Here is a 26,996-nt window from a genome sequence, read left to right on the forward strand (position 1 = left end):
ATCAGGACTTATTGACATGACCGCAGCACCCTACCCCTTCTCGGCCCGCCATATCGGTCCCGGCCTCAACGACACCAGGGCGATGCTGGCCGCCATCGGCGTGCCCTCGATCGAGACACTGATCAGCCAGTCCGTACCGAAGTCGATCCGGCTCGATCGGCCGCTTGCCCTACCAGCACCGGCGAGCGAAGCGGAAGCGCTGGCCGAACTCTCGGCTGTCATGTCCGGGAATACGGTGCTGAAAAGCTTCATCGGCGCCGGTTATCACGGCGTCCATGTCCCGCCGGTTATCCAGCGCAATCTGTTCGAGAATCCTGCCTGGTACACGGCCTACACGCCCTATCAGGCAGAGATCAGCCAAGGCCGGCTCGAAATGCTGTTCAACTTCCAGACGCTGGTCACCGAATTGACCGGCCTGCCGGTGGCCTCGGCCTCGCTGCTGGATGAGGCAACCGCCGTGGCCGAAGCCGTCGGCATCGCCTTGCGCCACCACCGTGACAAGCGAACCAAGGTCGCACTTGCCGGCACGCCGCATCCGCAAACGCTGGACGTGGTGCGCACCCGTGCCGAGCCGCTCGGCATCGAGATCGATGGCGAAACGATCGACGACAACACCGCCGCCCTGCTTGTCTCCTGGCCGGATACATTTGGCATCTATGGCGATCACAAGGCAGCGATCGACAAGGCGCGCGCGACCGGGGCTATCGTCGTCTTCATCGCCGACCCGCTCGGCCTGACGCTGACCGACGCGCCGGCCAAGCTCGGCGCCGACATCGCCGTCGGCCCGATGCAGCGTTTTGGCGTGCCGATGGGCTTTGGCGGCCCGCACGCGGCCTATTGCGCCGTCTCCGACAGGCTCACGCGGTTGATGCCCGGCCGCCTGGTTGGCCAGTCTACCGACAGCAAGGGCCGGCCTGGGTACCGGCTTGCCTTGCAGACGCGCGAACAGCATATCCGCCGCGACAAGGCGACCTCCAACATCTGCACCGCGCAGGCGTTGCTCGCCAACATGGCGACTGCCTATGCCATCTGGCACGGCCCCGCCGGGCTGCAGGCGATTGCCGGGCGCATCCACACGCTGGCCAATCGTCTCGCCTCCGGGCTCAAAGCAGCAGGTATCTCCGTGCTCGGTTCAAGCCGCTTCGACACGGTGACGGCGGAGGTGAAGGGCAAGGCAACTTCGATCGCCACTGCGGCTGAAAAGGGTGGCAGATTGCTGCGTGCCGTCGATGCCGACCATATCGGCATTGCCTTCGACGAAACTTCGACCGAGGCCGATCTCGACGCAATAGCGGCCCTGTTCGGCGCCAAGGCTGGTGTCTCCGCCGACAGCACGGTGCCCGGCAAGCCGCGCGGCAAGGAGTTCCTGACCCAGCCTGTTTTCCACGAAAACAAGTCGGAAACCGAGATGATGCGCTTCCTGCGCCGGCTGGCCGACAAGGACCTGGCGCTCGACCGCGCCATGATCCCGCTGGGGTCCTGCACCATGAAGCTCAACGCCGCCGCCGAGATGATGCCGGTGAGTTGGCCGAGCATTGCCAATCTGCACCCTTTTGCCCCGGCCGCGCACTCGACAGGCTACCGTGCCATGATCGGTGAGCTGGAGGACTGGCTGTCGGAGATCACCGGCTTCGACGCCGTCACCTTGCAGCCCAATGCCGGGAGCCAGGGCGAATATGCCGGCCTGCTCGCCATCCGCGGCTATCACCGCTCACGCGGCGACAACCACCGCACCGTCTGCCTGATCCCCTCCTCGGCGCATGGTACCAATCCCGCGAGCGCGGCGATGGCCGGCATGAACGTCGTCGTCGTGCGCTGCACCGAAGACGGCAACATCGACATGGACGACATGAAGGCCAAGGCGACTGAGCATGCGCAAAATCTCGCGGCGCTGATGTTCACCTATCCCTCGACGCATGGCGTGTTCGAGGAAGGCGCACGCGATCTCTGCGCACTAATCCATGAGCATGGCGGCCAGGTCTATTTCGACGGTGCCAACCTCAACGCGCTGGTCGGGCTTGCCCGTCCCGGCGACATTGGCGCCGATGTCTGCCACATGAACCTGCACAAGACCTTCTGCATACCGCATGGCGGCGGCGGACCCGGCATCGGGCCGATCGGCGTCAAGGCGCATTTGAAGCCGTATTTGCCCGGCCATGTCACCGAAGGCTCGGCGCACGCCGTCTCCGCCGCCCCCTTCGGCAGCGCCTCGATCCTGCCGATCACCTGGATGTATATCCGCATGATGGGCGCCTCGGGCCTGAAGCAGGCGACCGAAACGGCGATCCTGTCCGCCAACTATATCGCGACGCGGCTCGGTGCGCATTTCCCGGTGCTCTACAAGGGCAGGCAGGGACGCGTCGCGCATGAATGCATCCTCGACACCCGCGTGCTCAAGGAGAGTGCAGGCATCAGTGTCGACGATGTCGCCAAGCGCTTGATCGACTATGGTTTTCACGCGCCGACCATGTCCTTCCCGGTCGCCGGCACGCTGATGGTGGAGCCGACCGAGTCCGAGCCCAAGCGGGAACTCGACCGCTTCTGCGAGGCCATGATCGCCATATCGGCAGAGGCAGCAAAAGTCGCCAGGGGCGAATGGCCTTTGGCCGACAATCCGCTGGTCAACGCGCCGCACACCGCCGCCGAGGCGTTGGCCGGCCAGTGGACCCATCCCTACTCGCGCCTGGAAGCGGCCTATCCGGCAGGCGACCCCGACACGGCAGCCAAGTACTGGCCGCCGGTGTCACGCATCGACAATGTCGCCGGCGATCGCAACCTGGTCTGCTCGTGCCCGCCGCTGTCGGACTATCTGGGGGCCGCGGAGTAATTACGCTGAGCGCAAGGCCGGCTTGATCGGCTCGGCCTTGCCCATCCTCTTGCGGCTGATGACACAATTTCGCCCGGCGCGTTTGGCGGCATAGAGCGCCGCGTCCGCCTCGGCGAGCACGTTGTCCAGCCTGCTGCCGCTTGCCTCGCCAAAGCCGATGCCGCCGCTGACCGTGCTGCGCAACTTGCCGAGCTGGGTGGGGACGATTTCGGTGCCGAACGCCACGCCGATCTTGCTGGCGAGATCGTAAGCTTTTTCGTCCGTCATCCGCGACATGACGATTGCGAACTCCTCGCCGCCAAGGCGAAAAGCGTCGACGCCGGGCCGGGCATACTTTTTGATGACGGCGGCAAAACGGCACAAGACCTGATCCCCTACCGGGTGACCGTAGACATCGTTCGTCCGCTTGAAATGGTCGAGGTCGAACATGACGATGGACATGAACGGACCGAAACTCCGTTCGCCGTAGAGCGACGTCAATGCCCGGCGGTTCAGCAACCCTGTCAGCGGATCGGTCATAGTCTCGGCCTTGAGCTCGATTTGCGCCTGCAGATGATGGAGGGAGAGCGTCAACGCTCCGAGTCCGGTCATGCAGGCGACCGCCACCACGGAATTCAATCGTTCGGCCCAGTTGTCGGGCGCAACCGCGAGCGTCCATTGCCCCTTGGTCAGCAGAACCAGGCCGCAAAGCGCAAACGACATCGCGCAGGTGCCGCTCAGAAACGAAACCACCAGAAGGATGCGGCGGTCGTGACTGCCGTTGATCCAGAACATGGCACCGATCGCCGACAGCAGCGCCGTCACCGTGGTGTAGGTGACGATGAAGCCAATGCCGTCAAAGCCCATAAAGGTCACGACGGCACAAATGGCCATGGCGCCAAGCGCCGGTGCAACGGCGCGTCCGTAGCCGGGCACCCCCAGAAATTGCATGGCCGACAAGCAGATGATCAGGAACCCCAGGCTGAGCAGTGCGAGCACGATCTGGCAAAGCAGCGGATCGGGATCCTTGGTGTACCGCCAGAACAGGATCACATGCGCGACGAGCACCAGAATTCCGCACGCAACCGTCAGCACGAAACCTGCCTTGGGCGCGGTGAACCAGATCGCAAACATGGTGACGCTAAGGCATATGCCCGACAGCGCGGCTGCGAGCAGGAGCGAACTGAAGTCCAGCATATCGGGCAAGGGCCTCTTGAGCGTCGGCGGTTGCGCTGCATTCTAAGTCAGCGGCAGCCCTCAGATACGGGTTTTCAGGCAATCCATCGATGCAACCTGCGGATAGGGTTTACAAAGCGTCGATGGCACGTGTCCCGAAACCGGACCCATGGATGCGAGATCAACCCTTGTTCAAGAGAGCGAGGTTGGCGTTGACGACGGTGGGATCGGCCATGCCGGCCTTCGCTTCGAGCAGCAGCGCCTTGGCCTTCTTGCGATTGCCGCGCAGCAGTTGCGAATAGCCCATATTGTTGACGATCTGCGGCTTGCGGCCGGCGACCTTCAAAAGCTGGCCGTAGGCTCGGTCGGCGAAGTCGAAGCGGCCGAGTTCATCATAGGAAGCGGCGAGCCCCATCCAGGCCTCCGCATTGTCGGCCTTCAACTCGACGGCCTTGCGGAAGTGCTTTTCGGCGAGGCCGTAATTGGCGTCGCGAAACTGCGCCTTGCCTTGCGCCAGATCGGAGGTTTCGGTGTCTTTTGCCGCCGGTTGGATGGCGGTGGTCTTGGTGGTGTCGACGCCACTCGTCGTACAGCCAGACATCATCAAGACGGCCGCCATTGCGGCCATTGCCGTGAAATTACTGTGACGCATGCCCCTGCCTCATCGCCCGATTTGCCGGGTCGTTCTTCAGGAAACACAATATATCAGCGGCGATTAAACTTCGGTGCCGAAACGCCGCCAAAATTCGGCTTCGGGCACACCAGCCATTAACCACGAGACGAGGGTTATCCCTGCAAGGACGCGCGCGGCCTTTTCACGGACCCATGACCTTGAGTGCCTCGGGAACCGGATAGCGGTTGCCATCATAGCGCAGCCGGTAGGTCCGTTTCACCGGCTTGCCGGGATGGGACTGGCACTCGCCATCCTTGTCGGGAGACGGGTCATCGGTTTGCGTCCGCTCGAGCGCGACCATGTCGTGATAGCCGTGATGGCTCGTCGGGCTCATTGCCAGGCTGACCTCAGTCGAACGAAAAGATCCCGCGCAATTGGTGTCGCCCTCGCCGCCATTGCCGGCCACGACAAGGCCATCGAGCACCAGGCGCAGGGCATCGCCGGCGAGAACATAAAGCCGCAGGTCGGTTTCGCTGAAGGGGTTGGCTTGCGAATGGTTCGCGATTTCGATGCGCAGGCCGAAGGCCATGACCCCGGGCGCCAGCCTGTAGCGGCCGGTATCGAATTCGACCTTGCGGATGGCGATGGCATCATCGGTGATCAGCCCCGGCTGGAGCAGGCGCAGGCGCACACGCTGGCTGTTCCTGTCGACGACCAGAAGCTCGATATCGCCGACATGGCCATCGTCGCTGGATTGGGCGCTGTCGATCAGCGGCACGGCTACCAACAGCAGGTCGTCATGGGCAGGCCAGATCTTGCAGCTCAGCCCAAACGGCGTGTCGCCATCCGTCAGGGCGATGCTGAAATGGGGTTCGAGCGTGAACGAGGTGCCGTCGGCGCTCTTTCGAGCTTTGGGGTAGGCCTGCTGCACCAGGGCGGCGGCATCGCCGCAATCGTCGGCCACGGCCCAGGCGGGCGACAGGGTGGCTGCGGCAAGGCCGAGAAAGAGGGTGCGCAACAGCATGGACTTCTCACCTGCAAGGCCGAGTACGGTCATAACAATGGTTTGTCAGTCCCCTTGCTAGGACTTTTGTGGGGCGCTCGCTAGACCCGGACGATTTCAGCTCGAATCGAAGCCTCACACCTTTCGGCATCATGCTATTGCGCCGTCATTTTGACGATGACTGGAATGGCCGCGATCATCAGCACCACCGGCAGGATGCATACGACCACCGGCACCGACATCTTGGCCGGCAGAGCGTGCGCCTTTTCCTCGGCCAACGACATACGCTTATGGCGCATGTCGTCGGAAAAAACGCGCAACGCCCCCGACAGGCTGGTGCCGAGTTCCTTGGACTGCTGCAGCAGCGTGGCGAAGGAACGCACTTCGTCCAGGCTGAGGCGGTCGGCGAGCGCCTTCAGCGCATCGTCGAGGCTGCGCCCTGCCCTCAGCTCCAACGACACCAGCTGCAGGTTCTGGCTGAGCGCGGGATAGGTCTTGGCGAGTTCCTTGGAGACGCGCTCTATGCCCGCCTCCATGCTCATGCCGGCATCCGAGCAGACAATCATCAGGTCCATGAAATCGGGAAAGCCGTTGCGGTACTCACGCCTGCGTTCCCGCACTTTCTGGCTCAACATTAGGCCGGGCAGGAAATAGCCGGCCGCTCCCGACAGGATGACGAATGTCCAGCGACTGGCCATCGTCGCGTCCGGGCTGGCCATCCACCGGTTGAGCACAAACACACCGATTGCCGTGCCGATCATCGCGCTGAACCGGATCAGGAAGAACGTGCCGACAGCGCGCGGCTCCATGTAGCCCGCCTGGATGAGCTTCATGCGCAGCCGGGCGACATTTTCCGGATCGCTCCTGGCGTAGAATTCCTGCGCCCGCTTCACCGCCTTCTCGCGCACGACGCCGGTATTCTTCTTCTGCACCGGCTCTGGTTTGGCGGCCACGGGGCCGTTGTCGACCCTGAGCCGGCGCATGACCTCGTTGCGGTCGCCCTTCGCCATGACAACAGGCCAGGCAACAGCGGCAGCACCCGCCGCCAGCAGCAGGATGGCCACCGGCATCAATGAGGTCGGCGCAAGCGAGGCGAGGAATTCGATGAAGCCCTGCATGTCAGAACTTGAAATTCGACATCTTGAACATGATCAGATTGCCCAGCATCAGCCAGGTGATCGAGCCGCCGAGCAGGTACCAGGTTTTCGCCTCGCCCCAGACGTCGCGGTAGAAGCCCGGCATCAGCGCCATAATGGCGGTGAACAGCAACGCCGGCACCGCTGTCAGGATGTAGGCCGACATCCGACCTTCTGTCGCAATGGCGCGCACCTTGCGGCGCAGCTTGCCGCGCTCGCGGATCGTCGTCGCCAGGCCGTCGAGGATCTCGCGCAGATTGCCGCCCGAACTGGTCTGGATCGAGACGGCGGTGACGAACAGCGGCAGATCCTCCTGGCCGACCCGGTCGAACAGCGAGTTCAACGCCGAAACCAGATCGGAGCCATAGGTCACCTCGTCGGCGATGACGCCGAACTCGGTGCCGATCGGGTCGGGCATCTCGCGCGCCACCATGGCGATCGCCACCGGCACCGGGTGGCCGGCCTTCAGGCCACGCGTGATCAGTTCCAGCGCCTCCGGCAATTGCATGCCGAACCGCTTTACCCGGCGCTTGCGCTTGAAGCGCAGCGTGATCACCGGCAGCACCGGCACAAGCACCACAAACAGCACAAGCCCCATCAGCGGCGGCAAGCCGTACCAGATGGCGACCAGGGTCATCGCCATCGCCACGCCGCAGCTGATCATCAGGAATTTCGACAGCGGCATGATCATGCCCGACTGGGTTCGCAAAGCGCGGAACCGATCCAGCGAAAACAGCGGCGTGCCTGCGTCGAGGCCGCGTTCCTTGCGCAGTTGGACAAGCACCTGCTCCTGGCTGATCTTGTTTTCCTGCAGCTTCATGCGCCGGTTGATGGCGGTGCGCTTGTCGCTGCGGCCGGCATAAAGCAGGTAGCAGGCCTCGGCGATCAGGATGCCGGTCAGCGCGGCCGCGGCATAAACGACATAGATAGCGCTCATTCCATCGAACACTTGGCTACTCCTGCGGCCGGCCGGGTTCGAAATATCGTCCGGGAAACTCGATGCCCATGGCACGCAGATCCTCAAGGAAGCGCGGCCGGATGCCGGTCGCCTCGTAGTGGCCCAGAATCCTGCCGTCGGCCTCCATGCCGGTACGCACGAAGCGGAAGATCTCCTGCATCTGGATGACATCTCCTTCCATGCCGGTCACCTCGGCGACACTGGTCACCTTGCGCTTGCCGTCGGACAGGCGCGTCAGCTGAACGATCAGGTCGAGCGCGCTGGCGATTTGGCTGCGGATCGACTGCACCGTCATCGGCATGCCGGTCATGCCGAGCATCTGCTCGAGCCGCGAAATGGCGTCGCGCGGCGTGTTGGCATGGATGGTCGCCATCGACCCTTCGTGGCCGGTGTTCATTGCCTGCAGCATGTCGAAAGCCTCCTCGCCCCGGCACTCGCCGAGGATGACGCGGTCGGGGCGCATGCGCAGTGCGTTCTTGACCAGGTCGCGCTGCTTCAGCTCGCCATGGCCTTCGATGTTAGCCGGACGTGTTTCCATACGCGCGACATGCGGCTGCTGCAGTTGGAGCTCGGCCGCGTCCTCGATGGTGATCAGCCGCTCGTCCTCGGGAATGAAGGCCGACAGCGCATTGAGCATGGTCGTTTTGCCGGTGCCGGTACCGCCCGAAATGATCGTCGTCTTGCGGGCATGCACGGCCGCCGCCAGCACTTCGGCCATGTTCTGGGTGATGGCGCCGAATTCGACCAGTTTGTGCAGGCCGAGCTTGTTCTTGGAGAATTTTCGGATCGACACCAGCGGCCCATCGACCGCAACCGGGCGGATGGCAGCGTTGAAGCGCGAGCCGTCCAGCATGCGGGCATCGACCATCGGCTGCGATTCGTCGACGCGGCGACCAACCGCGGCGACGATCTTGTTGACGATGCGCAGGAGATGCGCCTCGTCCTTGAACGGAATGTGGACCGGCTGCAGCTTGCCCTTCTTTTCGACAAAGCAGTTCATGTGGCCGTTGATCAGGATATCGTTGATGTCCGGGTCCTTGAGCAGCGGCTCGAGCGGACCGAGGCCGACCATCTCGTCGACGATGTCGTCGACCAGCGCGTCAAGCTCGACGGTGTTGATCGCCATCCGCTCCTGCTTGGTCTTTTCCGACACGAAATCATGCACTTGCCGGCGCATCTCATCCTTCGGCAAACGCTCCAGCGCGACAAGATTGATCTCTTCGAGCAGCAGCCGGTGGATACGCACGCGCGCATCGAGCACCTTGTTGGCATTCTTTGCCGGCGCTGTGTCCGGCTTTGCCGGCAAAGCCTTTCGGCTGGTCGGAATGACGACGGCATGATGGGCGACCGGCGTCGTCTCAGGCACGCGCTGCGGAAGCGCATCGCGGTTCTGCAGGGCGGAGAAGCGGCTGGTCATCCGGCTTTCCTCTTCAGCAATCCACGGCCCATGCCAAACAGCGAGCGCGATTTCGCCCGGGTTGGGACCGCCTCCTCCGGCAGGATGATCTTCTTCAGATCGTTGACGACATTGGCGTTTGGATCGATCTCGTGCAACGGCACGCCGCGATCGACCGCCTCGCGCACCAGCCGATAGTTGTTGGCGATACCGCCGACGAAATGCTCGCCGAGAATTTCCTGGACGTCCGCCTGCTTGATGCCGTTGTCGAACATCTTCTGTTCGAAACGGTTGACGATGACGTTCGGCTTCACTTCCTTGCCGGCAGTCTCGTAGACCGCCTGGATCAGCCGCTGGGTGTGGCGCAGGCACGGCACCGTCATTTCCGCGACGATGTAGAGCTTGTTGGAACCGAGCAGCACGGTTTCCGTCCATGGAAACCAGGTGCGTGGCATGTCGATGACGACATTGTCGAAATAGGCCGAAACGAGGTCCAGCATGCGCACCACGACATCGGTCTTGAACGAGCGCATCTCTGCTGGATGCGCCGGTGCCGCCAGCACGCACAGCCCGCTGGCATGCTTGGACAGCATCACGTCGAGCAGTTGCCGGTCGAGACGCTCGGGCTGGTTCTCGATCTCGGTGATGTCGAAACGCGGTTCGAGGTCGAGATATTCGGCACAGGCGCCCTGCTGGAAATTGAGATCGACGACGCAGGTCGACGCGCCGCGCGTCACCGAGTGATGCAGCTGGAAAGCGGTCTGCAGCGCCAGCGTGGTGGTGCCGACGCCGCCCGCGGCAGGCATGAAGGTGTAGATCTGCGATTCGGTGTTTTCCTCGCGCCCGGGTCCCTGCAGCGCCCGCACGACGGAGCGCACCAGATCGGCCGTGGTGATCGGCTTGACCAGGAAATCCGCGACCTTGAGCTGCACCAGAATGCGCACCGCGGCGGCGTTGAACTCCTGGGTGACGACGACGACCGGAACCTTGTCCTCCAGCCGGCGCATAATGCGCTGCAGCGACTCGACCTCCTCCAGCCTTGCCGCATCCATGTCGACGATGATGGCGCCGAAGTCGGCTTCCTGGATCTCGCCGCGCAACTCGGTGACGTTCTTCTCCACCGTCGAGAGCTGTATGATCTCGGAGGCGGAAAATGCGGTGCGCGTGTCCTGCGCAAATGTCCTGTCGGTCGATACGAGCAGGATCTTCCTGGTCTTGATGCCGTTTGCCATTCTGTCAGCCTGTCAGGTCGATCGACCGTTGGATCAGTTGCCCGTGGGATCAATTGGTCGTGCTGGACTGCGACGCCTTGGCACCGGCCGCCTGATCGGGTGTGACAGCCGCGGCACTGCCTCGTTGGGCCGGCACCAGGAGCCTGGTGTTCTGGACCCCGTATTTCCAGGGATCGACCATCTGCATGACGGTGTTGGCGGCCTGCGCATTTCCGGCGCCGGCCGTCGGCCCTTCGCTGCGCACATAGTCGTCGCTGGTGCAGCCGGCGGCAAAGCCGGTCAGCAGCAAGGCGACGCTCGATCCAAAGACCAGACGCATGGCTTCAATCCTTCGGCAGGTCGAGGAAATGCCCAGCCGAAGCGGCCGCTGCAGGTTGAGTGACGCGGCCGTCTGCCAGCGCCACGGTGCGACCGGCATCGGAATCCTTCACTTCCTCGGTGTTGTTGAGAAAATAGTCGGCGTTGCTGGCCGGCTGCGTGCCATCTGTCGGCTCGATGAGCTTCTTCGACGGATCGACCGGCTTGACCAGATAGGGCGTCACGATGATGACGAGGTCGGTCTCGCGCCGCTGATAGGATTTCGAGGAAAACAGCGCCCCAAGCACCGGCATCTTGCCGAGGCCGGGAATGCGCGACGTGGTGATGTCGTTTTGCGACTGCAGCAGTCCAGCGATCATGAAGCTCTGGCCGTTCTTCAGGTCGACCGACGTCCTGGCACGGCGCACGATGAAGCCGGGAACCGAGATGGTGCCGATATTGTAGGAGGCCGATGCGTCGATCGAGGAGACTTCCGGCGCGATGTCCAGACTGACCAGCCCATCCTTGAGGACGGTCGGCGTGAAATCCAGGCTGACGCCGTATTTCTTGTAGCTGACCGAGATCTTGCCGTCGTCTTCGGAGACCGGGATCGGGAATTCGCCGCCGGCGAGAAAGCTCGCCGTCTGGCCGGACCGGGCGATCAGGTTCGGCTCGGCCAACCGACGGGCGAGACCGCGTTCCTCGAGCGCCTTGATAGCGATATCGATCGACACGCCGTTCGACAAAAGCCTGCCGATGATCTCGCCGGTGCCGGCGGCCGGCACTGTACCCGGATCGATCGAGACGTCGCGGCCACCGAGGCCGTAGGCAAAATTGGCGGCGTATTTGGCGCCCAGATCCTGACCCGCCTGGCGGTTGATCTCGACAAAGCGGACATTGAGCTGGACCTGCTGCGACGATGAGATGTTGACCGAGTTGATGACCTCCTCGGCGCCGGAAAAGCGCGTCGCGATCTTGTTTGCCTTTTCGGCGGCGACCGCGTCATCCGCCTCGCCCGACAGCACGACCCGGCCATTGGCCGATCCGACCTTGATCCTGGCATCCGGCACGCTGGCCCGAATGGTGCTGGCCAGCTGGTCTGTGTCGAGCGTCACCTCGATGTCGACGGTGCCGACAAGCTGCTTCTTCTCATCGAACAGCGCAATGCCGGTAGTGCCGAGATTGTTGCCGAGCACGTAGAAGGATTTGTCGGTCAGCGGATTGACGTTGGCGATCTCCGGGTCGCCGATGACGATCTGGTAGAAGGCGGCACTGGTCATGATCGTCTTCGGCTTGCCCTTGGCAACCTTGATCGACGCATTCTTGGTCGACGACACATAGACGATGTCGTTGTCAGCTCTCGCCGAGGCGCCGAAAGCCAGCATCGCGGCAGCAGCCAGCGAAGACGCGACAGCCACCGCACGCAAAATGCGCAACCGCCCCATGACCCGATATGTGAACAGCCCGAACATTGTCCCGTCCCTCACCCAGTCCCCACTGGCTTATTTCTGGTCCCGCGAAGGAACCTGGTATTCCTCGGCCTTCGTGCCGCGCGTTACGATGACCGTCTTGAACTTCGGTTTCTCCGGCTCCTTGGTGACGGCGTCGAACACCGAGCCGGCCGCGGCCTGCACATCCGAGGCGACCGATCCGCCGAAGGAGGAGATGGTGGTGACGCCGTTCTTGCCGTCACCGCCTTCGCTGGCGGACCGAAGCGACAGGGACAAGGTGCCGACGGTGCGGGCCAACGCCACTTTCTGCGCGCCGTCTGTCGTCACCTCTATAGTCACCGAATTGGAAATCTGCGGCGTCGTCTGGCGCTCGTCGGCGCCCTGCCCGACGCTCAGCACCTTGGCATCGGCGACGACGATCTCGGAGGTGATGGTCGAACCGGCGGCCCCTTGCGCATTCTTGGCCACTTCCTGAATTTCGCCGGCATCGCGCGTCAGCACCACGTCCACGCGGTCACCGGGCGTGACGAAGCCGCCGACACCGGCGATCTCATCGGTGCGGATGGTGACCGCCCGCATTCCAGGCGTCATCATGTTGGAGAGTGTCGCGCGGCCGTTCGGACCGGACAGCTTGGTCAGCAGCACCGGTTCGTTGACCTCGATCGGCGACAGCACCACGCGGCTGCCATCGGCAAGCAACGCATTGATGGTGGTGAAGGCGCCCTGCGGCACGGCCTCTTGCGACCACGGGATTTCGCTGAGCTGCGCGCGGTCGAGCGCCATGCCGTAGCGCAATGGGGCATTCGCCACCACGATGGTCTTGAACTCGACCTTCGGCACAACAAGTGCCGGGATCGACGACGTCTTCTCTTCGGAATCGGCCTCGGCCTGGCTTTTGACCCAGAAATCCGCGGCAAAGATCGAGATCGCCCCGAAAACGGCGGCGATGCCGATCATCGATATGGCCTTGCCCCTCACGCCTAAACCCCTGATATCAGCAGTTTCTTGTTTTGTTGGGCTCACGCTAGGCCGCATTGTTAAAGAATCAGGAATCTTGCGCGGCGGCATCGGACCTATTTCCGCCAGCTTGGTTATCGAATGGTTTTGGGTTAAGAGGGATCAGATCCCCGAACGGAACAGGAACCTCGGTCGCTTGGCGCTGAAAAGCGTGGCAGTATCGCGAGGTGATTCGCAGCACCGGACCCTATGGCAGGCATGGACGACAACAACGATCTCTTCGGCAATATGGACAAGCAGCCGCAGCCGGTTCGCACACCGGCGCGCCCGGCGGATCCGCTGGTGCAGGCCACCAAGCGTCCTGCCTCAATCAAGGATGGCAGCGAGGGCTATAGCGCTGCCGACATCGAGGTGCTGGAAGGGCTGGAGCCGGTGCGCCGCCGGCCAGGCATGTATATCGGCGGCACCGACGACAAGGCGATGCACCATCTGTTCGCCGAGGTCATCGACAATTCGATGGACGAGGCGGTAGCCGGCCATGCCACCTTCATCGATGTCGAGCTCTCGGCCGACGGCTATCTCGCCGTGACCGACAATGGCCGCGGCATCCCGATCGATCCGCACCCGAAGTTCAAGAAGCCGGCGCTCGAAGTGATCATGACGACGCTGCATTCGGGCGGCAAGTTCGACTCCAAGGTTTACGAGACATCAGGCGGCCTGCATGGCGTCGGCGTGTCCGTGGTCAACGCGCTGTCGGACCATCTCGAGGTCGAGGTCGCGCGGGGACGGCAACTGTATCGACAAAAATTCTCGCGCGGCGTTCCCGTGACCGGCCTGGAGCAACTGGGCGAAATCCACAACCGGCGCGGCACAAAGATCCGATTCCACCCCGACGAGCAGATTTTCGGCAAGGGCGCTGCGTTCGAACCGGCGCGGCTCTACCGCATGACGCGCTCGAAAGCCTATTTGTTCGGTGGTGTCGAGATCCGCTGGACCTGCGATCCGTCGCTGATCAAGGAAAAAGATCAGACACCGGCCAAGGCTGAATTCCATTTTCCCGGCGGCCTGAAGGATTATCTCAAGGCATCGCTCGGCGACGACTTCCAGGTGACTCGCGAAATCTTCGCCGGCAAGAGCGAGAAACAAGGCGGCCATGGCTCGCTCGAATGGGCGGTGACCTGGTTCGGCGGCGACGGCTTCATCAATTCCTACTGCAACACCATCCCGACCGGCGAAGGCGGCACCCACGAAGCCGGCTTCCGCAACGTGCTGACGCGGGGCCTGCGCGCCTATGCCGATCTCGTCGGCAACAAGCGCGCCTCGATCGTGACCTCGGAAGACGTCATGATCTCGGCGGCGGGCATGCTGTCGGTGTTCATCCGCGAGCCGGAATTCGTCGGCCAGACCAAGGACAGGCTGGCGACGATCGAGGCAATTCGAATTGTCGAGACCGCGATCCGCGATCCGTTCGACCATTGGCTGGCCGACAATCCGCAGGAAGCCTCGAAGCTGCTCGAATGGGTGATCGCGCGCGCCGACGAGAGGGTGCGCCGACGGCAGGAAAAAGAGGTGTCGCGCAAGAGCGCGGTGCGCAAACTGCGGCTGCCGGGCAAGCTCGCCGATTGCACGCAGAATGCCGCGGCCGGTGCCGAACTGTTCATCGTCGAAGGTGACTCCGCCGGCGGCTCTGCCAAGCAGGCGCGCGACCGCGCCAGCCAGGCCGTCCTGCCGCTGCGTGGAAAAATCCTCAACGTCGCCAGCGCCGGCAACGACAAGCTGGCGGCCAACCAGCAGATTTCGGACCTGATCCAGGCGCTCGGCTGCGGTACGCGTTCGAAGTACCGCGATGAAGATCTGCGCTACGACCGCGTCATCATCATGACCGACGCAGACGTCGACGGCGCCCACATCGCCTCGCTGCTGATCACCTTCTTCTACCAGGAGATGCCGGCGCTGGTGCGCGGCGGCCACCTTTACCTCGCCGTGCCGCCGCTTTACTCGATCAGGCAAGGCGGCAAGGTCGCCTATGCCCGCGACGACGCGCACAAGGACGAGCTCCTGCGCACCGAATTCACCGGGCGCGGCAAGGTGGAACTCGGCCGCTTCAAGGGCCTGGGGGAGATGATGGCCGCCCAGCTCAAGGAAACCACCATGGACCCGAGGAAGCGCACGCTGCTCAGGGTCGATGTGAACGAAATCGATTCAGCCACCAAGGACAGGGTCGATGAACTGATGGGCACCAAGCCGGAAGCCCGTTTCCGCTTCATCCAGGAACGCGCCGAATTCGCCGCGGCGGAAGTGCTGGATATCTAGCCATCAGCCGGTTTAGCTTGCGCTTCTGATATGGAGACCAGCGTGTGATTGCGGCACGGCTGAAAGGCTATTTCGAAACCAGTTTGACCGACCTGACGCAACCGACGCGCTCGGACTGGATTTTCGCTCTTCGCACCGTTTCAGCCGGCCTGATCGCACTGCTGGCCGCCTACGCCCTAAAACTCGACCACCCGCAATGGGCCATGATGACGGTGTTCATCGTCGCCCAGCCGGTTGCCGGCATGGTGCTGGCGAAGGGCTTCTACCGGCTGCTCGGCACGCTGGTCGGCGGCGTCGCGGCGATCGGTATCACCACCGTATTCGGCACCAACCCCTGGGTGCTGGTGACGGTGCTTGCCGTCTGGATCGGCATCTGCACCTTCGTCTCGTCGCTGCTGCGCAATCCGGAAGCCTATGGCGCCGCGCTCGCCGGCTACACCGCAATGATCATCGGCCTGCCCGCCTTCGGACAGCCGCATCTCGTCGTCGACCTCGCGATCGCGCGATGTGCCGAGATCGTGCTTGGCATTGTCTGCGCCGGCCTGACCAGCCGCCTGATCCTGCCAAAACTGGCCAGCGACGCCATCGTCTCGCGCCTGAAACGCTGCATCCTCGATCTTGCCACCTATGCCGACGGTGCGTTCTCCGGCGGCGACCCGGCAACGCTGTCCGCGCTGCACCGGAAGCTGATCACTGATGCCCAGACGCTCGGCGAGATGCGCGCCTATGCCAGGCTCGAGGCGCCAAGCTTCGCGCCGCGCGCCCATCCGGTCCGGCGCACCATCGGACAGCTGCTCTCGGCCCTGTCGGCGGCACGCGCGCTGCATTCGCACGCCGCTCCGAAGAATGCGGCGCTCATTCCGGTACGCTCGGAACTGCAGTCGCTGGTCAGCGAGCTGGCGACCAAGCCCGGCGCGCTGAACGATACGGCGCTGTGGATGGCTCGGCTCGATGCGATTGCCGGAAACGCCCGGCAAATGCCCGATGCCTCGACCGAACAGGGCGACGACAGGGTCGGCACTATCACCCGCCTGACCATCGCCGCCGATTTCGCCGATGCGCTCAAGCAGGTGCTGCGCGGCCTCGACGCCTTGCGCGCGCCTGCCACGCGGTCGGCCAGGGGCAGCAGGCAGCCTGCGCTGGTGGTGCATCGCGATTACGCCGGCGCGTCGCGCAACGCCGTGCGCGCTGCCCTTGCCACGCTGCTGGTCGCGGCCTTCTGGTTGACGACGAAATGGTCGGAAGCGGCCGGTACGGTCATCCTCGTTGCTGTCGTATCGAGCCTGTTTGCTGCTCGCCCCGACCCTGTGCAGGTCGCCTGGGGTTTCTTCAAGGGAACGCTGCTCGCTTTGCCCTTTGCCTTTCTCGTCGGCCAGATCGCGCTGCCCGCTTTGCCGGGCTTCGGCTGGTTCATGCTGTTTGTCGTGCCCATCCTTGTACCGACGGCGCTGGCCATGGCCAATCCACGCTATGTCGGCGTGGCGACGGCCTTCGCCATCAACTTCCTCGCCTTCCTGAGCCCGCACCAGGCGATGACCTACGATCCCGTACCCTTCTTCGCCGGGTCGGCGTCGATCCTGGTCGGCATCCTGCTGGCGATCGGTGTCTTCATCGTCGTGCTGCCAGCCGATCCGTGGCTCGCGGCCAACCGCATCGTGCGCGCCATGCGCGAGGATCTGGCGCGGCTTTGCCTGCATGAGCGGGTGCCGAGGCGGTCGGCCTTCGAGAGCCTCGCCTACGACCGCATCAACCAGCTGATGCCGCTGGTGCAGAATGCCGGTCAGAAGGGCGATGCGGTTCTGGGCGGCGGAGTCGCCGCCGTCACCGTCGGCCTGGAGGTCCTTCGGCTGCGCGATGCAAGCCAAAGCCATGCCATTCCATCCGAGACCGCGCTTTCGATCGCCAACTTCCTAAGGGGACTGGCGCGCGAACTGCTTTTCCGCGCGCCCGGCGATCCACAGACCTCGACCGTCGCCGTCGCCCGGCAGTACGCAGCGAACATCGCCGAGCGAAACGGCACCGGCGAATTGCTGCAAATCGCAGCATCGCTGCGCATCATTGCCGCGGCGATGGAGGATTTCCCGGACTTTTTCGCGAGGGATAAAGGCTAAGCCGCCGCTATCGCGAGTGCGTGGCCGCGTGCGTTCTCGCGCAGCGCGTCGAGATGGATCGACTTGACCAGCGTGGCAAGATCGCCTTCCGCGGACTGCCCGCCCTCCTCCTTGAGCATCAGCCAGCTGACCTCTTGCACACCGGCGACGCGCTTGCCGTTGGCAACCTCGCGCCAGATCTTCAGCGCACGCAGGATGATGGCATGGGTGACTGCGGCAAGTCCTGCGCTGCGGAACAGCGCCTGCAAGGCGACATCGTGCCCGCCGGCAAGCAGCGCCCTTACCCTTTGTTCGGACTGCTGGCTGAGCGCGACCAGCGCCGAGCCGAAGAAATCGACCTTGCCATGCGCGATGGTGCGGATCAGAAAGCTCGCGGTAAGGTCGCCGCGCAGCCTGAGATGCTCGATCAGGGCCGCATGTTCTTCCTGGCGCGTGCCTTCTATCAGCGTCACCGAAGCCTTGACGCAGGCGTCGCGCATGACGCGGTCGGCTCGCGCCGCGCCCATCATCGCCATCACCAGTGGCGACGTTTTCAACATTTCGCCGAGCTTGACGAGCAGCATATGCCGACAGTCGGCCGGCAGCCTGATATCCGATATCAGCGCCTCGCGTACCAGCGGCAGGTGCCCATGCCGTTCGGCCATGCGGCGGAAGCTGAGCGAGGCGATGTCGGCGCCGCTGTTGGCGAGCAGCACCGCGCAGGCGTCCGCCTCGCCGATCTCGGCGATGGCCGCCGACAGCGCCATCGAGACGAGTGGCCGGTCGGCGATCAATTTCTGTGTCGCCTTCGGACTTGAGGCCACGCGGTTGATCAGGTCGGCGTCGGTGAGCAGCGGCGAGCGCGCCAGCACCACGCCGGCGACTTCCGGCTGGTCGGAGGCCAGCACGCTGATGATCTGCATTGGCGCTTGGTGGCTCATCGACAGCGCCTCGGCCATCGCCAGCCGCACCTTCGACGAGGCATCGTCGAGCAATAGCGTCAGCGCCGCCTCGGCGGCGCAACGGTCCTCGAAAGGCAATTCGGAATTGATATAGGCCCGGGCCAGAGCGCTCGCCGCCGCTGCACGCTCCGACACCCTGGCCGTGTAGATCCATTTCAGGAAATGCGAAACAACAACCATGCCCGCCTGCTTACGCCCCTTGTCAGAAGCTTCTGACCCCACTGACGACCGTAGGCAGAATTGGTTTACGAACCGTTCACCATGTTCATTAACTGGCTTGCGAGGCTGATTTGCAGCGCCTATCACCGTCAAGCACCTGAGGAGAAAGAAATGGCCGGGCTTTATCTCGAAGAGTTCGTTGTCGGCCATGTCTTCCAGCACACGCTGCGCAAGACCGTTACCGAAAGCGACAACATGCTGTTTTCGGTAATGACGCTGAACCCGCAGCCGCTGCATATCGACTTCGATTTCGCCGCCAAGAGCGAATGGGGCAAGCCGCTGGTCAACTCGCTGTTCACGCTCGGCTTGATGATCGGCATTTCGGTCAATGACATCACAGTCGGCACTACGGTCGCCAATCTCGGCATGAAGGAGACCGTGTTTCCGCATCCGGTCTTCCATGGCGACACCATCCGGGTCGAGACGACAGTCATCTCGGTGCGCGAATCCAGGTCGAAACCCGATCGCGGCATCGTCGAATTCGAGCATCGCGCCTACAACCAGCATGGCGATCTCGTCGCCAAATGCACCAGGCAAGCGATGATGCTGAAGAAGGCGATCTGACGCATGCGTTCGCTGCTGTTCGTCCCTGGCGATTCCCAGAGGAAACTGGAAAAAAGTTTTGGTGCCGGCGCCGACGTGATCATCGTCGACCTCGAAGATTCCGTGGCGCCGCACAACAAGGCGCTGGCGCGCGAGGTGGCGGCGCGCTTCATCCTGGAACGCAGGGCGCAAACCAGTTCAGCCATCTATGTCAGGGTCAATGACCTCACGACCGGGTTGACGGATGACGATCTGGCGGCGTTGGTGCCGGCACGACCCGACGGCATCATGCTGCCCAAGTCGAACAGCGGCCAGGATGTGCAGCATCTGTCAGCAAAGCTCAGGGTGCGCGAGGCCGAAAATGGCTTGGCCGACGGCGCGATCAAGATCCTGCCGATCATCACCGAAACGCCGGCAGGCGTGCTGGCGGCGGCGACCTATACCGGGACCAGTGCGCGGCTTGCCGGCCTCACCTGGGGCGCTGAAGACCTGTCGGCGGCGATCGGCGCGCGCAGCGCCCGCGACGAGCATGGCCGCTACACGGACGTGTTCCGACACGCTCGCACCATGACCATACTTGCCGCCGGTGCGGCGGAGGTCGAAGCGATCGACACCGTCTTCCCGAATTTTCGCGACATGGCGGCCTTCGAAGCGGAATGCACCGAGGCCGAGCGCGATGGCTTCACCGGCAAGATGGCGATCCATCCCGATCAGGTGCCGGTCATCAACGCCGCCTTCACGCCGTCGGCCGAGGCCGTGAGACAATCGGCAGCAATCGTCGCCGCGTTCGCGGCGGCGGGAAATCCCGGCGTAGTCGGCATTGACGGCAAGATGTTCGATCGACCGCATCTGCGGCTAGCCGAGCGGCTTCTGGCGCGGGCAAAGGCGGCAGGTGTTTCCGCATGAGCGCCTGCTACCAAACCAATGGGATCAGGCGGTAACGGACCCGGGCCACATAGTCGTCATAGCCGCGCAGGCCGGTGCGAAGCGTCTTCTCTTCAATGAAGGTGCGGATGGCCAGGAGAACGACGATCACGAGTACCGACGCCAGCCCCCACCAGGAACCAAGCAGAAGTGCAGTGCCGGCGAAGAAAAGGATGGCGCCGGCGTACATCGGATGGCGGACGTAGCTGTAAGGCCCCGTGGAGATCACACGTTGTCCGCGTTCATCCTGGATCTTCACCACGGGCGCCGCGAAACTGTTCTCCAGCATCGTCAGATAGCAGATCCAGATTCCGAGCAGCAGGACGAGCGCGCCGACCACCTGCACCCAGACGGGAACCACGGACCAGCCGAAACGGACGTCGAATCCCATGAATATCTGCGAACCAAAGATGGCGAGCAGGAGTATGGACAGCAGGACCTTGTCGGCCGTGTCCTGATTCTTCTGGATAGGAGAACTCAACCGCTCATTCATCAGGCCGGGATCGCGCCTTGCCAGCGCCACGCCCAAGGTGAGACTGAGCCCCACCATCCCCACCAGATAGACCCAGGCCCCCGGCCAGCGCAGCGTGCCGGCCGACAGGAAGAGCAAGGCGCCCATGGCGCCAAACCAGACGAATGTTTGGAGGACCAATTTCGCGATCATGATCGACCTTTCATGATATCCGCTCACTGCACTGGCAATTTCAGACCATTGGTCTACCATACCGACCAGCGGTCTGTAATTCAAGCGAACTGTGCAGAAGGTTCATCATGCCCCGTGTCATCAAGCATCCAGAGTTCAGGCGAGAAGAGCTTCTGGACCATGCCCAGACCCTTTTCCTGACGCAGGGCTATGACAAAGCGAGCCTCAACGACGTGATTGCGTCCGCCGGCGTCTCGAAGGGCGCCTTCTATCACTACTTCCCCTCCAAGGAGGCTCTTCTGGAAGCATTGGCCGATCGCTTTGCAAGACAGGCACTGGCTGGGGTGCAAGACATAATCGACGATCCGGACCTAGACCCGCTTGGCCGCCTGAATGGCCTGCTCAGCCAGTCGCGGCGGGCAAAGATCGAGACCGCGCCCGAAGCTTGGACTCTTTTCGAGACGATGTTTCGGCCTGAGAATCTGGTGCTTTTCCACCGTATCAATCTGGCCGCCAGCGCGTCGTTTTCACCTCTGCTGGTCAAGATCATCAGGCAAGGGATCGAAGACGGCACTTTCAGGACCTTCGATCCGGAAGGTGTTGCCGACATCGTCATGCAGTTCGGCATGGCCACGCATGACGTCGTTGCCAAGGCAATTGCCGGCGGCAGCGACGCCGACATGGAGATCGCGATCGAGGCCCTGGAGAAACGCGTCAGGCTCTACGAGATCGCTCTCGACCGCATACTGGGCCTGCCCGATGGAAGCATCCGGATCGGCGAGCCCGGCTATGTGCGCACCGTCATGACGGCCAGGCGGCGAAAGAGTGCCGGCAAGGCGCTGGCCAAGCCTGATATCTAGTCCTTGTCCCAGCGCGGCCGGCGCATCGAAAACACCTCGTCGACGCTGGCATAATCCATATAGCCGAGACGGGCGACATTGCCGGCCTTGGTGATGTCGAACAGGCCGTCTGTCAGGAAGGCGTCGTCGATGTGCACGCCGACCACTTCACCGGCAACAATCACAGCGCGTGTCGGCGATCCGTCCAGCGCCTTTGGCCGAAAGACTTCCGTCACCCGGCATTCGAGCGCGGCCGGCGCTGCCGCCACGCGCGGCGGCGCCACCAGCCGAGACGGCGCCATGGCAAGATCGGCATAGACGAACTCGTTGACGCCGCGCGGTGCGTTGACCGATGTGCGGTTCATCTTCTCCGCGAGATCGCGGCCGACGAGATTGGCGACGAACTCGCCGGTTTCCTGGGCGAAGGAGGCGCTGTCCTTCTCGCCTTCGGAGGAGAACCAGACGATGAAAGGCCGCGTAGAAACGGCATTGAAGAAGGAGTATGGCGCGAGATTGACCTCGCCTGCCCTGTTCAGTGTCGAAATCCAGCCGATCGGACGCGGCGCCACGATCGCCTTCGAAGGGTCATGCGGCAGGCCGTGGCCCTTTGAGGGTTCGTAGAACATTCAGCCCGCCCACGGCCCCGAATAGTCACTGTACAGCTTTGCCGGATCGGGCCGGGGCCGCTCCGGTGCCGGGCCGGCATAGGAGCCGATATGGATGAAGCCGATGACCCGCTCCTGCGGCGCCAGCCCCAGCAGCGCCCTGCCCTCCGGCACATCCGAATACCAGTTGCTGATCATGTTGGTGCCATAGCCCAGCGCATTCGCTGCTATCATCAGGTTCATCGCCGCCATGCCGCCCGACAGGAACATTTCCCATTGCGGGATTTTTGGATTGTCCCTGGGGATCGAAACGACGCCGATCACCAGTGGCGCGCGCGAGAATCGCGCCAGTTCTTGGTTGCGGCGGCCTTCGGACAAGGGACCTTCCCGCTGCTCTGCAAGCGCTGCCAGTTGCCTGCCGATCTCGACGCGGGCGTCGCCACGGTAGAGGATGAAGCGCCAGGGCTCCAACCGGCCATGGTCGGGCACCCGGGAGGCAGCGGCGATCATCGTGGCGATCTCCGCATCGCTCGGCGCCGGCTCCTTCAAATCGGGGATCGGTGCGGAGTTTCGGGTGAGCAGGAAGTCGATGATCGGCGACGCCATGGGCGCAAGTCTCCTGGACATTCTGTTTTGAGCTGAAGCGCACCATCGGGGATTCGGGCGGCTCGGGCATTGGCGCGGGATACGCCGGAGGGAAGAGTCGTTTCAACTCTTAAGCCTTGAAATTGCCACCGCCATGGGCTTCAACGCAAGGCATGTTTGAGGGGACTGTCCGTCTTTTCCTGGTCTGGCTCGGCGCGCTGATATTCATGGCGCCGGTTTCGCTTGCCGTGGCGCAGAACGTCGACGGTGTCACCGACCTGAAGCTTCCGGGAATTTCGAGCTACGCGACGCCGAAAGGCGAGACGTCGCTGGCGCTGAGCGGCGGCGGCGCCATCACATTGTCCGCCCAACTGACCGACAAGGGTTCCGACATCACGCGCGGCATCGTCTGGCGGGTTTTCAAGCCCGAAGCCGTCAACGGCAAATTGCCGATGGTTGCCTCCTCCCATGGCGGCACCGCCGTCTTCCAGCTCGAACCCGGCAGCTATCTGGTTCACGCCTCCTACGGCCGGGCCGGCGCCACCAAGCGCATCACTGTCGGCAAGGACGCCAAGCGCGAAAGTCTCGTGCTCGACGCCGGCGGCCTCAAGCTCGACGCAGTGCTGTCCGGCGGCGTGCGCATTCCACCAAAGAAGCTGCGATTTTCGATCTACGAAGGCACCGCCGAGGCCAATGGCGACCGCGCGCTGATCATTCCCGATGTCGAGCCCAACAGCGTCGTGCGGCTCAACGCCGGCATCTACCACGTCGTCTCGACCTATGGCGCAGTCAACGCGGTCATCCGCTCCGACATCCGTGTCGAGGCCGGCAAGCTGACCGAAGCCACCGTCGAGCACCACGCCGCCGAGATCACCATGAAGCTGGTGCGCGAAACCGGTGGCGAGGCGATCGCCGACACATCCTGGTCGCTGCTCAACGAATCGGGCGATCCGATCAAGGAAACCGTCGGCGCCTTCGCCTCGATGGTGCTGGCCGAGGGCGACTACACCATCATCGCCAAGAACCGCGACCGCATCTATCAGAAGGATTTTACGGTCGTGGCCGGGCAGAACCAGGAGATCGAGGTTCTGGCCACCGAGGCCGCGGCGATGGATCCCGAAGAAGGCGCGGACTAACCTTCCGCGGCAGTTTTCCTGTTTCAGGCTGCCATCTTGGTCCGCGCTGGCAGGAACGGAATCCGGCGGCGCGCCACGATTGGCGCCAGATCGAACACGCCGCGATACAGCCGGTCGAGCAATGCCTTGCGGTCGCGCAACGGCTCCAACTCGCTCCAGCTCAGCACATCGCCGACGCGCACGTCTATCGCCTTGCCGGACAGCCGCGCGAATTCGTGGATGAGCAGCGACGTGCGCAGCGTCAGCGAGGCCTTGCCGACGAACTTCGCCAGGCGGCTGTCGCGCTCGGCCATGTTCATCGGCCCGCTGACGAGATGGAACAGCCTGCCGTTCTGTCCGGAAAAATGCATCGGGATGACCGACGCCCTGGCGTCCTGAATGAGACGGGCCGGAAATATCTTCCACGGCAGATCGCGCGCCCGTCCAAAACCTTTTGGCGCGGTGGCAACACCACCGGCCGGAAACACCACGATGGTCACGCCTTCCTTCAACAGCCGCACCGCCTCATGGCGCACGGCCATGTTGTTCTTCAGCGCGTCCTTGGTCTCGGAAAAGTCGATTGGCAGCGAGTAAGGCTCCATCTCGCGGATCTTGAGCAGATCCTTGTGGATCATCACCCGGAACGGGCGCCCAAGCTGCTCGGCCAGCGACAGCACGGCGATGCCGTCGCCGATACCGAACGGATGATTGGCGACGATCACCAGCGGCGTGTTCGGCAACTGTGCCGGCGGCCATTGATCCGATGTCCGCACCCGGACGTCGATCAGGTCGAGCATGCGGCTGAACACGCGTTCGCCTGTCGGCACGACCTGGCGGCGCCAGAAATCATAAAGTGCTGTGTAGCGGTCGCGGCCCGACAGGCCTTCGACCGAATGAATGAACCAGCGTGTCAGCGCCGGCTGGCGCGAATTGGCATAGGAAAGCTCGGGAAAGGGTCGTTCGCGCAATTTCAACTTGAGCATAAGGGCTGGTTACAAGGTCGGCGTGACAGGGATATGAAAATGGCGGTGGATCGCTCCACCGCCATTTGGTCGAAACTATGCCAATCAAGCCGCGCGTTTGCGCCGGCGGTCGGGTGTAACAGCTTCTTCGGCCAATTGCGCGATCGCCTGGTCAAGGCCAAGCGATTCCTGGTCGCGTGAGCCCAACCGGCGCATGTTGACGGTCTGCTCTTCGGCCTCGCGCTTGCCGCAGACGAGGATGACCGGAACCTTGGCCAGCGAGTGCTCGCGGACCTTGTAGTTGATCTTCTCGTTACGCAGATCCGCTTCCGCCAACAGCCCTGCGGCCTTCAGCTTTGCCACCACCTCGGTCGCATAGCCGTCGGCGTCGGACGTGATCGTCGCCACCACCACCTGTAGCGGCGCGAACCACAGCGGGAAGTGGCCGGAATAGTTCTCGATCAGGATGCCGAGGAAGCGCTCCATCGAGCCGCAGATGGCGCGGTGCACCATCACAGGCTGCTTCTTCTCGGAATCGGAGCCGATATAGAAGGCGCCGAACCGTTCCGGCAGGTTGAAGTCGACCTGCGTCGTGCCGCACTGCCATTCGCGGCCGATGGCATCCTTGAGCACATATTCGAATTTCGGTCCGTAGAAGGCGCCCTCGCCCGGATTGATGGAGGTCTTGATGCGATTGCCGGACCGTGTCCTGATCGTCTCCAGCACGCTCCCCATGATCGCCTCGGCATGATCCCAGGCTTCGTCGGTGCCGACGCGTTTGTCGGGCCGCGTCGACAGCTTGACGCTGATTTCGTCAAAACCGAAATCAGCATAGGTCGACAGGATCAGATCGTTGATGCGCAGGCACTCCGCGGCCAGCTGCTCCTCGGTGCAGAAGATGTGCGCATCGTCCTGCGTGAAGCCGCGAACGCGCATCAGCCCGTGCAGCGCGCCCGACGGCTCGTAGCGGTGCACATTGCCGAATTCCGCAAGCTTTACGGGAAGATCGCGATAGGACTTCAACCCATGCTTGAAAATCTGCACATGGCCCGGACAGTTCATCGGCTTCAGCGCGAAGACCCGGTCGTCATCGGTGTCGTCGCCGGCGACCGTCACCTTGAACATGGCGTCGCGATACCAGCCCCAATGGCCTGACGTCTCCCACAGGCTCTTGTCGAGTACCTGCGGCGCGTTGACCTCCTGATAGCCCTGCTCGTCGAGGCGGCGGCGCATGTAGTTGACCAGGTTCTGGAACATCTTCCAGCCCTTGGCATGCCAGAAGACGACGCCCGGTCCCTCTTCCTGGAAATGGAACAGGTCCATCTCGCGGCCGATCTTCCTATGGTCGCGCTTCTCGGCCTCCTCCAGCATCATCTGGTAGGCTTCGAGCTGCGCCTGATCAGCCCAGGCCGTGCCGTAGATGCGGGTCAGCATCGGGTTGTTCGAATCACCGCGCCAATAGGCGCCGGCCACCTTCATCAGTTTGAAGGCATTGCCGATCTGCCCGGTCGAGGCCATGTGCGGGCCACGGCAGAGGTCGAACCAGTCGCCCTGTGCGTAGATCTTGAGATCCTGATCCTCGGGAATGGCATCGATCAGCTCCAGCTTGTAGCGCTCGCCCTTGTCGGCAAACACTTTTTTCGCCTTGTCGCGCGACCAGACTTCCCTGGTGAACGGCTTGTTGCGCGCGATGATCTCACGCATCTTCTTCTCGATCACCGGAAAATCGTCGGGCGTGAACGGCTCGTTACGGGCGAAGTCGTAGTAGAACCCGTTCTCGATCACCGGCCCGATGGTCACCTGCGTTCCCGGCCATATCTCCTGCACGGCTTCCGCCAGCACATGGGCCGCGTCGTGGCGGATCAGCTCCAGCGCGCGCGGGTCGTCGCGGGTGACGATCTCGACCTTGCCGGACTTGCCGAGCGGATCGCTGAGATCGCGAACCGTGCCGTCGATCGCATAGGCGACCGCCTTCTTGGCCAGCGATTTCGAGATCGATTCGGCGAGGCCGGCACCGGTCATCGCCGCGTCATATTCGCGGACGGAGCCATCGGGAAATGTCAGAGAAACGGAATTCAGCATATATATCTCCTATCCAGTCCCGCAAACGAGCGCGGGTGGTTGAAATGCATGTCGCCCAAAAGTGTATGGCGGTTTTGGGTTACGACATG

23 protein-coding genes are annotated in these 26,996 nt (G+C 63.1%); 7 read left to right on the forward strand and 16 right to left on the reverse strand.

Annotated features, from left to right (window positions below; translation table 11 throughout):
- Positions 1-16: 16 nt before the first annotated feature.
- On the forward strand, positions 17-2,827 hold the full coding sequence (gene gcvP, locus EJ079_RS26140; RefSeq protein WP_127810560.1) for an aminomethyl-transferring glycine dehydrogenase: 2,811 nt from the start codon (positions 17-19) through the stop codon (positions 2,825-2,827).
- Here gcvP and EJ079_RS26145 read toward each other — a convergent pair whose 3' ends face one another.
- The 10 genes from EJ079_RS26145 to cpaB form a co-directional block, all read right to left on the reverse strand.
- A complete protein-coding gene (locus tag EJ079_RS26145; RefSeq protein ID WP_127810561.1) occupies positions 2,828-4,003 on the reverse strand; it encodes a diguanylate cyclase in 1,176 nt (391 codons plus the stop codon).
- Between the two features lie 160 nt (positions 4,004-4,163).
- On the reverse strand, positions 4,164-4,634 hold the full coding sequence (locus EJ079_RS26150) for a hypothetical protein (RefSeq protein ID WP_127320645.1): 471 nt from the start codon (positions 4,632-4,634) through the stop codon (positions 4,164-4,166).
- Positions 4,635-4,797: 163 nt separating this feature from the next.
- Positions 4,798-5,619, reverse strand: a complete 822-nt coding sequence (locus EJ079_RS26155; protein WP_127397570.1) for a hypothetical protein — start codon at positions 5,617-5,619, stop codon at positions 4,798-4,800.
- Positions 5,620-5,753: 134 nt separating this feature from the next.
- On the reverse strand, positions 5,754-6,716 hold the full coding sequence (locus EJ079_RS26160) for a type II secretion system F family protein (RefSeq protein ID WP_127397571.1): 963 nt from the start codon (positions 6,714-6,716) through the stop codon (positions 5,754-5,756).
- 1 nt (position 6,717) lies between these two features.
- Positions 6,718-7,683, reverse strand: coding sequence for a type II secretion system F family protein (locus EJ079_RS26165; protein ID WP_127327445.1), 966 nt, complete (start codon positions 7,681-7,683; stop codon positions 6,718-6,720).
- A gap of 4 nt (positions 7,684-7,687) precedes the next feature.
- Positions 7,688-9,109, reverse strand: coding sequence for a CpaF family protein (locus tag EJ079_RS26170; protein WP_127810562.1), 1,422 nt, complete (start codon positions 9,107-9,109; stop codon positions 7,688-7,690).
- Positions 9,106-10,320: a CpaE family protein gene (locus tag EJ079_RS26175; RefSeq protein ID WP_013531961.1), complete on the reverse strand. Its 1,215-nt coding sequence runs from the start codon at positions 10,318-10,320 to the stop codon at positions 9,106-9,108. Before EJ079_RS26175 ends, EJ079_RS26170 begins: the two co-directional genes overlap by 4 nt.
- A gap of 49 nt (positions 10,321-10,369) precedes the next feature.
- Positions 10,370-10,639, reverse strand: a complete 270-nt coding sequence (locus tag EJ079_RS26180; RefSeq protein WP_127269273.1) for a hypothetical protein — start codon at positions 10,637-10,639, stop codon at positions 10,370-10,372.
- A gap of 4 nt (positions 10,640-10,643) precedes the next feature.
- The gene (locus tag EJ079_RS26185) at positions 10,644-12,089 is read right to left on the reverse strand and encodes a type II and III secretion system protein family protein (protein ID WP_127395790.1); all 1,446 of its coding nucleotides are present in this window, start codon (positions 12,087-12,089) and stop codon (positions 10,644-10,646) included.
- A 30-nt stretch (positions 12,090-12,119) separates the two neighbouring features.
- Entirely contained in the window at positions 12,120-13,046 is a 927-nt protein-coding gene (gene cpaB, locus EJ079_RS26190; RefSeq protein ID WP_245481739.1) for a Flp pilus assembly protein CpaB, read from the reverse strand.
- A gap of 237 nt (positions 13,047-13,283) precedes the next feature.
- On the opposite strand from cpaB, the gene parE reads away from it, so the two are divergent.
- Both parE and EJ079_RS26200 read left to right on the forward strand, forming a co-directional pair.
- Entirely contained in the window at positions 13,284-15,338 is a 2,055-nt protein-coding gene (gene parE, locus EJ079_RS26195; RefSeq protein ID WP_127810563.1) for a DNA topoisomerase IV subunit B, read from the forward strand.
- Positions 15,339-15,382: 44 nt separating this feature from the next.
- Positions 15,383-17,449 (forward strand): FUSC family protein, encoded by a 2,067-nt coding sequence (locus tag EJ079_RS26200; protein WP_127395788.1) that lies wholly within the window; start codon positions 15,383-15,385, stop codon positions 17,447-17,449.
- Here the strand turns inward: EJ079_RS26200 and EJ079_RS26205 are convergent.
- Positions 17,446-18,570: a DUF2336 domain-containing protein gene (locus EJ079_RS26205; RefSeq protein WP_127395787.1), complete on the reverse strand. Its 1,125-nt coding sequence runs from the start codon at positions 18,568-18,570 to the stop codon at positions 17,446-17,448. The two genes, EJ079_RS26200 and EJ079_RS26205, sit on opposite strands and share 4 nt — an antisense overlap.
- A 150-nt stretch (positions 18,571-18,720) precedes the next feature.
- Here EJ079_RS26205 and EJ079_RS26210 point away from each other — a divergent pair, with 150 nt between their 5' ends.
- A complete protein-coding gene (locus EJ079_RS26210; RefSeq protein ID WP_023810497.1) occupies positions 18,721-19,173 on the forward strand; it encodes a MaoC family dehydratase in 453 nt (150 codons plus the stop codon).
- 3 nt (positions 19,174-19,176) lie between these two features.
- Entirely contained in the window at positions 19,177-20,058 is an 882-nt protein-coding gene (locus EJ079_RS26215; RefSeq protein ID WP_127810564.1) for a CoA ester lyase, read from the forward strand.
- 7 nt (positions 20,059-20,065) lie between these two features.
- On the opposite strand, the gene EJ079_RS26220 is transcribed toward EJ079_RS26215, so the two are convergent.
- Complete coding sequence (locus tag EJ079_RS26220; protein WP_127272690.1) at positions 20,066-20,740, reverse strand: isoprenylcysteine carboxylmethyltransferase family protein; 675 nt, start codon at positions 20,738-20,740, stop codon at positions 20,066-20,068.
- 107 nt (positions 20,741-20,847) lie between these two features.
- On the opposite strand from EJ079_RS26220, the gene EJ079_RS26225 reads away from it, so the two are divergent.
- The gene (locus EJ079_RS26225) at positions 20,848-21,579 is read left to right on the forward strand and encodes a TetR/AcrR family transcriptional regulator (RefSeq protein ID WP_127379837.1); all 732 of its coding nucleotides are present in this window, start codon (positions 20,848-20,850) and stop codon (positions 21,577-21,579) included.
- On the opposite strand, the gene EJ079_RS26230 is transcribed toward EJ079_RS26225, so the two are convergent.
- Both EJ079_RS26230 and EJ079_RS26235 read right to left on the reverse strand, forming a co-directional pair.
- Positions 21,576-22,184 carry a flavin reductase family protein gene (locus EJ079_RS26230; protein WP_127810565.1) on the reverse strand — a complete coding sequence of 203 codons (609 nt, stop codon included), beginning with the start codon at positions 22,182-22,184 and terminating at the stop codon, positions 21,576-21,578. The two genes, EJ079_RS26225 and EJ079_RS26230, sit on opposite strands and share 4 nt — an antisense overlap.
- Positions 22,185-22,769 (reverse strand): nitroreductase, encoded by a 585-nt coding sequence (locus EJ079_RS26235; RefSeq protein ID WP_127810566.1) that lies wholly within the window; start codon positions 22,767-22,769, stop codon positions 22,185-22,187.
- Positions 22,770-22,921: 152 nt separating this feature from the next.
- On the opposite strand from EJ079_RS26235, the gene EJ079_RS26240 reads away from it, so the two are divergent.
- A complete protein-coding gene (locus EJ079_RS26240) occupies positions 22,922-23,884 on the forward strand; it encodes a hypothetical protein (protein WP_127270173.1) in 963 nt (320 codons plus the stop codon).
- A 23-nt stretch (positions 23,885-23,907) separates the two neighbouring features.
- On the opposite strand, the gene EJ079_RS26245 is transcribed toward EJ079_RS26240, so the two are convergent.
- Both EJ079_RS26245 and thrS read right to left on the reverse strand, forming a co-directional pair.
- On the reverse strand, positions 23,908-24,846 hold the full coding sequence (locus tag EJ079_RS26245) for a GNAT family N-acetyltransferase (RefSeq protein WP_127810567.1): 939 nt from the start codon (positions 24,844-24,846) through the stop codon (positions 23,908-23,910).
- An 84-nt stretch (positions 24,847-24,930) separates the two neighbouring features.
- Entirely contained in the window at positions 24,931-26,907 is a 1,977-nt protein-coding gene (gene thrS, locus EJ079_RS26250; protein WP_127396400.1) for a threonine--tRNA ligase, read from the reverse strand.
- Between the last annotated feature and the right edge of the window lie 89 nt (positions 26,908-26,996).

This window comes from Mesorhizobium sp. M7A.F.Ce.TU.012.03.2.1 (genome assembly GCF_004006095.1).
GTDB lineage: Bacteria > Pseudomonadota > Alphaproteobacteria > Rhizobiales > Rhizobiaceae > Mesorhizobium.